The sequence below is a fragment of the Bacillus sp. JH7 genome, assembly GCF_001563515.1.
GTDB classification, from domain to species: Bacteria; Bacillota; Bacilli; order Bacillales; family Bacillaceae_G; genus Bacillus_A; species Bacillus_A cereus.
Map to the genome: position 1 here is coordinate 1 of NZ_LPUS01000005.1, position 8,722 is coordinate 8,722.

An 8,722-nucleotide genomic window follows, 5' to 3' on the forward strand; every position below is an offset into this window, starting at 1 on the left:
TTCGCTCGACTTGCATGTATTAGGCACGCCGCCAGCGTTCATCCTGAGCCAGGATCAAACTCTCCAATAAAGTTAGTTTGTCTAGCATCTAAAATAAAAATTGACGTTTCACGTTGTTTGTTTCGTTCAGTTTTCAAAGAACTACTTAGTCGCTCATTTGCGACTTCCTTATGTTAACACCTTCGTTATTTAATGTCAACTAAGTTTTTCATTTCGTTTGTCGCTTGCGACGTTAATGTCATCGGCGACTTGTTCTATATTACACCTCTGTAGATCAATCGTCAATACCTTTTATCTTTTTTATTTTATAAATCATAAAAGCTTTGCCCTCTCTTAATTTCTAACACATCCTCAGAACTTCTTAAACTTATGTATTCAAATTAACAAGCTGCAGCCTACACTCTCTAACCTAATACTAATACTTTTCTAAAGAATGAATGTGAGACCAGGTAAATATATATTAAGGATAGTATTTTTTCTTTCAGTACGTACTCCCCCCTACTCATCTCTAGGGGGATTATAAATAAAACACTTCTCTTCTTTACCTTTAAAAAAGGGAAAGAAATCTACTACACTTAGGAGGCGTTATGAAATGCATGTTAATAAAAAGATAATTTATGTATCCCATGATGCCCATTTCCACGGAGCACAGCTACTCTCTTTACATACTATTAAAGCTCTTAAAGAAAACTTTGATTACTCTGTCGCAATTATTTCTATTGGATCCGGTATTTTAATTCCCGATTTTCAAAAGTACGGTCCTGTTTATTGTCTCGAGCAAGGTTATCAAACAGAAGAAAAGGTTGAATTATTAATAAAGGATTTATTATCACAGAATTTTACCCTCGCCATATGTAGCACTGTCATAAGTGGCGATATCGTCGCATTACTAGCTAGACACAATATAAAAGTTGTTTCATTAATACATGAATTACCGCATTTAATACAACAGTACTCTGCTGAAGGGAAAGCTAAAAACATCGCTGAATTTGCTTACAAAGTTGTCTTCCCTTCACAATACGTATATGAAAAATTTCGTACAATCACTGAATTGGATCCTCAAAAATGTCACATTCTCCCTCAAGGTTTGTTTAACCACAATCCTTATAAGAACAATATTGCAAAAGCTAGAAATGAGTTACGTAAGAAGCTTAACCTGCCTCTAGATAGCAAAATCATCTTGGGTGTAGGCTTCGCAGATTATCGAAAAGGAATAGATCTATTCTCACTTATCTCTTACTCAGTAAGAAAGACTTACAAGGATATTCATTTCATTTGGGTAGGGAGAACGGATGTTCAATTCCTGAATACACTGCCCCCTAAATATAAAGCACATTTCACATTAGTCGATCCTACTCCCGATATCGGATTATATAACGCTGGGGCTGACTTATACTTATTAACTTCAAGGGAAGATCCTTTTCCAAATGTTGTTTTAGAAGCATTAGATGCAAAACTTCCTGTTATAGGTTTTAAAAATGCTGGAGGTTTTGAAGATGTTGTTACAGAAAAAACTGGTGCCTTAGTAGACTTTTTAAATTTACCCAAAATGCTAGAAAAAATATATGAATTTATTCATGATGAGGGATTACGATTACAAAAGGGAAGCTTTGGCCAAGAACTTATCGAAAAAAACTTCAATTTTCTTAATTACATTTATGAATTACTAGATCTTCTCGAACATAATTACAAAAAGATAAGTGTAATCATACCGAACTATAATTATGAAAAATACTTACCTGATCGAATCAAATCAATATTAAACCAAACCTACCCTCTTTACGAACTAATTTTCTTAGACGATGCCTCCACTGATCATAGCGTATCAACTTTTAAAAAGCTGCTCTCAAAAGAAAATAAGACCCACCTGAAGATTCAACAGATTATTAATGATAAAAACTCCGGTTCTGTATTTAAACAATGGATAAAAGGAGTCTCTGCAGCAACTGGTGATTATATTTGGATCGCAGAGGCCGATGACTTATGCGATAAGACATTTTTACAAGAGGTGATACAGGGGTTTTATATAAATAACAATATTACCTTAAGCTACACACAATCAAAACAAATAGATGAACAAGGAAATGTATTGGCTAATCATTATTTAAATTACACAAATGATATTGATAAAGAAAAATGGAAAGCCCCCTATTTTCGAAAAGGCGTCGAAGAAATACAAGATACGTTACTTATCAAAAACACTATACCTAATGTTTCAAGTGTAGTTTTTAAAAATATAGATATGAAGAAAATAGAAAAACAGTTAGAGAAGTTCAAAATAGCCGGTGACTGGTTCTTCTATGTTTCTCTTCTTACAGAGGGAGATATTTACTTCAATCCAGCCTCCTTAAACTATCATAGACGACATTTAAATAGCGTAACGAGAACAGAAGATTCATACTCCCATTACAATGAAGTTGTGCAAATGCAAAATTTCATTAAAGAAAGATTTACTATCGACGACATTTCTAAAATGAAAATGTATACATATAGAAAGTATCTTAAAACATACTTAAAAATTTAAACGTGTACTTTCTATGCCATCAATATCTCTTGTAAGGCGCTACTATTATTTAAGGGGGAATACTCTTTGAAAGACTTTATAGAGGAACATAAAGATTTAATTTCTCAAATCGCACACAGCTATAATGTAAATGCAAGTATCCATCCTGAGGATCATATCTTTCAGTTCATCGTCACTAATCCCGTCTTCCCATCAAAAAAAGAAGCGATAGATTACTACTTTAAAGATGGGCAAAACTCAGCACAAATACTCTTAAACTTAATTACTTCCCTTTATCCTCCTACAGGCAATCCAATTAAATTGTTAGAATTTGCATCCGGATACGGCTGCGTAACACGTCATTTATTAAATCTACAAGCAAATTTGAGTATAACCGCTTGCGATATACACGAAGAGGCTATTTCCTTTATTGAAAACAAATTAAATAATTCTTCTATATTATCTCATCCTGAGCCTGAACAGTTAAAATTGGACTCCTCTACGTACGATATCGTTTTTTGTCTATCCTTTTTCTCTCATATACCTGATACAACTTGGTTTCGTTGGCTGCAAACATTGTATAACGCTGTTTCACCTGGTGGTTTATTCATTTTCACAACCCATGGCTATCAAAGCAAAAAATACTTCGGGTTTCCAAATTTAAATGAAAAGGGCTATTGGTTTCTCTCTTCTAGTGAACAATTCGATTTAGATGTGAATCAATACGGACAAACGATAGTTAGTCCCTCTTACGTGTGTGACAAAATTAAATTATTACCCCATAACCCAATTATCAAAAAGTATACTGAAGGATTTTGGTGGGAACATCAAGACCTTTGGGTTATAGAAAAAGAAGTAAATTAATAACCCACGCTCTGCTTATATACAAGTAGAGTGTGGGTTATTATTTTTTACTATATAAGAACTCTTCAATCCATAGCTTATTTAATCTAATCCCATGTTTAAAATCTATTTTAGGTTCCCAATTCAATTCTTGTTTTACCTTATCAATATTTAAAATGATTTTTTGAACGTTCTCTTGTTTTTGTTTGTAACAGATAAAATCCACTTTTCTTTCTGTTATTTTCTCTAATTCCACTATAATTCGTTTTAAAGAAAGACCTTTGCCACTCCCTATGTTGTATACGCAAGATTTCAATTGATTTAATTGTGCTAGTTGTATAGTAATTTCAACTAAATCATCGATATAAATATAATCTCTAATAATCTCCTCTGGATTCCCATATATATGAATCCTTTCATTACTGAGATGCTGGTACAAAAAACAATTTATCGCCCCTACTTTTTTTAAGGGGTTTTGGTATTTTCCATACGGATTAGAATATCTACATACAACATAATCTATTCCATATTTTCTCTTATAAAAATACAAATAATTCTCCAGCGAAACTTTTGTTATTCCATACGGGGAAAGTGGTCTTAATGGATGTTTCTCATCAATAGGCAAATATTCAGGTTCACCATAAACTGTGCCTCCCGAAGAAGCTAATATAATTTTTTTAATACGAAAATCTTTAACACTTTCCATGAAATTAAGAAAAAATAGACTGCTATTAATATCACCGAAAACATCTTCAATTGAAGTTGCTACGTTAGACGTCGCAGCTAAATAAATAATAATATCTATATTCACTAAAGCCTTATATATATCCTCAACATTTTTTAAATCACCTTTAATAAATTCAACTTCACTTACAATATTTTGAGGAAAATTATTTATATGTCTGGAAAATACTTTTACATTTTGCCCCTGTTTCAATAAACCCAATGCGAGGTTGATACCAATGAAACTATTTCCACCTACTATTAAATAATTATTCTTCCTCATAATATCATCTCTCTAGTAATAAATTTTTCCCGTCTTCAAACCTAAAAATATACACAAATAAACTGGATCATTTCGATTATTCATCTTCTTATCATTGTATGTTTGTTATAAATTTTCATTATCTTTATTTTCTATTTTCATTTTAGAATAGCTTCCTTATTCAGGTTGACTGCAAAAACACTCATAATATTTACTCATCCCCATGAATATATTTAATAAACAATCCTCACTTGTTTAACCCATAAAAAAACTTCTAAATACACAAGGTTTTCAAAAAAGGAGTGCGAAACTCATGAAAAATATAAATCAAGAACTTTTAAATCATGTAATTCTACATAAAGATCGAATTCCACATTACCATAAAGACTTTCCCCTTATACTATTTTGGAGTCATAGAAGCGGATGCACCGCGTTAGCTAATTGGTTCTTTTTTCAAATTGGATTATTTACTGAAGCAAAGAAATACAATGACTTTATTCATTACTATGAGTTCTGGGTGTATAAGAACAATACAAATTACATACCAGAGTTACAAAATGATCTTCTAGAGGGTAAAAAGGATGTTTGTAAACTTGTGCGAAATCCCTATACAAGGGCTGTCAGCTCATTTCTATTACTTGCTGACAACCCATATGCTAGCCCTCAATGGGAAAGTATCCGTCATTATTTTTATAATGACAAATATAGTAATCAAGGAATATCATTTAAACAATTTTTATATTACGTTCAGGCATTCAGCTCCAATTCTCTAGCGTTAGATATACATTTTAGTCAACAATACGTCCCTGGTGAAGAAAACTTCATCCAATGTTATATTCCTTTAGAAGATTTTAATACACAAATCACCAAACTAGAACACACGTACGATTTGATAAAATCCCCTTTAGCACTTCTTACAAATTCAGATCATCATCGCGCTCACAAGATGATTTATGCAGGAAGCTATGCAGAACTTAGCATTACAGATCCAGGCTTTCCCCGCTTTCCAACATACGAAAGCTTTTATGATAAAGAAACTATGGATTTAGTTACAGAAATATACGCACAGGATTTTGAAATGTACCCATACACGAAAGGGATATTTTAAGTCTATACATTTTCCCATGAATAAAAGCTGATACATCGCATAGCATAAAGTGAAACTTTAATTCGAGTGGGAGTTCTCTCCAACTAATTATTCCCTTCTCCTAATCGTAATTTTAAGAGATACCTAACTTTCACCCATTTCCTTTAATTTCGCCGATTGTTGACGTGTATCATACTTTCCATACATAGATTGCATTTATTAACATAGGAGGGATATCGTGTGGAAATCAATTTGAAACACAATAATGGGTACTGCGTTATTTGCGAAAAGAAAGCTACATTTATAGAGCATAATGATTGGCTTAGAGATCATTATTTATGTTCTACATGTAACTCTATACCAAGGCAGCGAGCTTTAATCCATGCTTTACATACATTTTTTCCAAAATGGGATTCCTATAGTATCCACGAATCCTCTCCTGGAGGAATTACGACTCAGCTACTATTAAAAAACTGTAAAAACTATACTTATTCTCAATACTTTAGAAATTATCCTCTTGGCCAATACTTTCAAGGTATTAGATGTGAGAACTTAGAAGACATGACTTTTGAAAATGAATCTTTTGATTTATTCATTACTCAAGACGTTTTTGAGCATGTAATGACGCCAAACAAAGCCTTTAAAGAAATAGAACGAGTATTAAAACCTGGCGGTGCTCATGTATTTACTGTCCCTTGGTATCATACACTCACAAAAACTGTGCAAAGAGCAAGAATGAATCAAGAGGTGATTGAATATATTGAAGAGCCCATTTATCATGGAAACCCTATTGATGAGAATGGATCTTTAGTAACGTTCGATTGGGGGCAGGATATGATTGAATATATTTATACACATGCAAACATGTATACAATTGTTTTTTTACAAAAGGATAGATCACTAGGGTTAGATGCTGAATTTTTACATGTTTTCATTAGTAAAAAGCAAGAAAATAAAGTTTAATCACTATATAATTCGGAGGTTTAACAAATGAATAACTTTAAGTTAGGAAGTGATTTTGATCATCTTGTTAATTCACTATCTGATGCCGAACTTCTAAATTTATTTATACAAAGTTGTTCACAAACAACGATAAATGGGGTTCCCGTACCTAGGTTTCCTCCTGAAGAAATTCAAAAACAATTTGTAGGTGCTTCCTATGAACATGCTCTTTACGAAGCATATTTGTTTTATAGCCATATAAAAGAATACGCCCAAAATTTAGGAGTTCCCTTGAATAAAGAAAGTAAAGTTTTAGACTTCGGATGCGGATGGGGAAGAATTATACGCTTCTTATTTAAAGATGCCTCTGATCAAAATTTACTTGGCATTGATGTCGATCCTGCGATGATCACACTTTGTAATGAAACACTAGGAAGAGGGATATATAAAACAGCAAGCCCACATCCCCCTGTAGATTTTATTAGCGACAATTCATTAGATATTATATTCGCTTATTCTGTATTCTCACATTTATCCGAAGCAACTGCCGAAAATTGGGTAAAAGAATTTTCAAGAGTTCTTCGCCCTGGTGGAATCTTCATCGCAACAACACAAGCGCGCTATTTTCTTGATTTTTGTCAACAATTCCAAGAACATCCTGAATTAATTCAAACAGGATGGCATAAAACTTTATCTCAAGCTTTTCCAGATATACATCGCGCCATCTCGGATTATGAAAACGGCAAATTTGTTCATAGTCCTACTGGTGCAGGGGATGTTAGAAATAGTAGTTTTTACGGAGAAACCGTTATACCTAGGACTTATATTGAAAATCATTATGAGAAATATTTAAAGCTACAAGACTTTTTTGATGATGTAAATCGATTACCACAGGCCCTCTTTGTCCTTCAAAAAATTTAATTCCTTTCATTCAACATAATAAATTTCATGACGAAAAGTACTTTCTATTTCAGATATATATCAAATTACCTAATACTCTCTTATTAAGTAAGCTTAAAAAATCCAATACATACCATAAAAAAAACAGTAAACAGATAACATATCTCTTATTTTAAAATTGCTTCACCAAATCAAGAATAACTTCCCAACACTTGAACTACGAAAAACACGAGGGGGATATAACTTGAAAATAATCGCTTTTTACTTACCACAATTCCATCAAATTAAAGAAAATGATCGATGGTGGGGGAAAGGATTTACTGAATGGACAAATACTAAAAGTGCACGACCTTTATTTTCAGGACATTATCAACCTAGGGAACCTTATCAAGATTTTTATTACGACTTAACTACCCCCTCCGTAAGAAAGTGGCAAGCAAAAATCGCTAAAGCATACGGTATATATGGTTTTTGTTATTATCATTACTGGTTTAAGGGAAAAAGACTATTAGAAACACCCTTTAATGAGGTACTAAAGATGAAAGAACCTGACTTCCCTTTTTGTCTTTCTTGGGCAAATGAACCATGGACAAAATCTTGGGATGGTCTCGATAAACATATATTAATGCCTCAAGACTACGGAGATATATCTGATTGGAAGGAACACTTTGATTATTTATTACAGGCTTTCCAAGATGAGAGATATATTTATATAGATGATAAACCTCTATTCATTATTTATCGTCCAGGACATATTCCTGATTGTGAAAAAATGCTTAATTACTGGAATGCATTAGCGCGAGAAAATGGTTTAAAAGGTATATACTTTGCTGAAACATTAAACAGTTTTCCACTACCTAATATAAATGGATTCGATGCTAGCATTCAGTTTGAACCTTTCTATACAATTGCCCATGATAGCTCTTCAGACATAAATAAGGTAATATATGATTCTGATATGCAATTAAATGTTTGGGACTACGATAAAGTATGGATGTATATATTACAACGATCGCTCCCAAAGAAAAAAACATTTCCCGGGGCTTTTGTTGATTGGGATAATACTGCACGACGTAAAAACGCGAATAGCAGCATCTTTGTAGGTTCTACCCCTGAAAAGTTCACCATATATTTAAGCAAGCAAATTCATCGGACTTACTCTTTTTATAACAGCGAGTTTTTATTTATTAACGCATGGAACGAGTGGGCGGAAGGAACTTACTTAGAGCCAGATAAAAAATATGGATTTTCTTATTTAGAAGGGGTTAAAAATGCAATTGATAGAGGTATGAAAGCATACAAAAAAGACGAGTCATTCTGACTCGTCTTAAATTTGCTTGGCGACGTCCTACTCTCACAGGGACAAGGTCCCAACTACCATCGGCGCTAGAGAGCTTAACTTCCGTGTTCGGTATGGGAACGGGTGTGACCTCTCTGCCATCATCACCAAACTATGAAGGCA

The 8,722-nt window shown here is 33.2% G+C and carries 7 protein-coding genes and 2 rRNA genes; 6 read left to right on the top strand and 3 right to left on the bottom strand.

All coding sequences use genetic code 11. The annotated features are described in order from the left end of the window. Window positions 1–70, bottom strand: a 16S ribosomal RNA gene (locus tag AU379_RS17265); the annotation flags it as partial. 522 nt (window positions 71–592) lie between these two features. Between AU379_RS17265 and AU379_RS17270 the strand changes: the two genes are divergently transcribed. Together AU379_RS17270 and AU379_RS17275 are read left to right on the top strand one after the other, a co-directional pair. After that, window positions 593–2,524, top strand: coding sequence for a glycosyltransferase (locus AU379_RS17270; RefSeq protein WP_061139561.1), 1,932 nt, complete (start codon window positions 593–595; stop codon window positions 2,522–2,524). Between the two features lie 66 nt (window positions 2,525–2,590). Then, window positions 2,591–3,367: a class I SAM-dependent methyltransferase gene (locus AU379_RS17275; RefSeq protein WP_061139562.1), complete on the top strand. Its 777-nt coding sequence runs from the start codon at window positions 2,591–2,593 to the stop codon at window positions 3,365–3,367. Between the two features lie 40 nt (window positions 3,368–3,407). Here the strand turns inward: AU379_RS17275 and AU379_RS17280 are convergent, their stop codons facing one another. After that, a complete protein-coding gene (locus tag AU379_RS17280; RefSeq protein ID WP_061139563.1) occupies window positions 3,408–4,352 on the bottom strand; it encodes an NAD-dependent epimerase/dehydratase family protein in 945 nt (314 codons plus the stop codon). Window positions 4,353–4,644: 292 nt separating this feature from the next. Between AU379_RS17280 and AU379_RS17285 the strand changes: the two genes are divergently transcribed. The 4 genes from AU379_RS17285 (at window position 4,645) to AU379_RS17300 (ending at window position 8,581) form a co-directional block, all read left to right on the top strand. Next, window positions 4,645–5,439: a sulfotransferase family 2 domain-containing protein gene (locus tag AU379_RS17285; RefSeq protein WP_061139564.1), complete on the top strand. Its 795-nt coding sequence runs from the start codon at window positions 4,645–4,647 to the stop codon at window positions 5,437–5,439. A gap of 219 nt (window positions 5,440–5,658) precedes the next feature. Then, window positions 5,659–6,381 carry a class I SAM-dependent methyltransferase gene (locus tag AU379_RS17290; RefSeq protein WP_061139565.1) on the top strand — a complete coding sequence of 241 codons (723 nt, stop codon included), beginning with the start codon at window positions 5,659–5,661 and terminating at the stop codon, window positions 6,379–6,381. Window positions 6,382–6,408: 27 nt separating this feature from the next. Further along, complete coding sequence (locus AU379_RS17295; protein WP_061139566.1) at window positions 6,409–7,281, top strand: class I SAM-dependent methyltransferase; 873 nt, start codon at window positions 6,409–6,411, stop codon at window positions 7,279–7,281. Between the two features lie 223 nt (window positions 7,282–7,504). Then, window positions 7,505–8,581, top strand: coding sequence for a glycoside hydrolase family 99-like domain-containing protein (locus tag AU379_RS17300; RefSeq protein ID WP_000690999.1), 1,077 nt, complete (start codon window positions 7,505–7,507; stop codon window positions 8,579–8,581). A gap of 14 nt (window positions 8,582–8,595) precedes the next feature. Here AU379_RS17300 and rrf read toward each other — a convergent pair. After that, window positions 8,596–8,711: ribosomal RNA gene (gene rrf, locus AU379_RS17305) — 5S ribosomal RNA — on the bottom strand. Window positions 8,712–8,722: the final 11 nt, after the last annotated feature.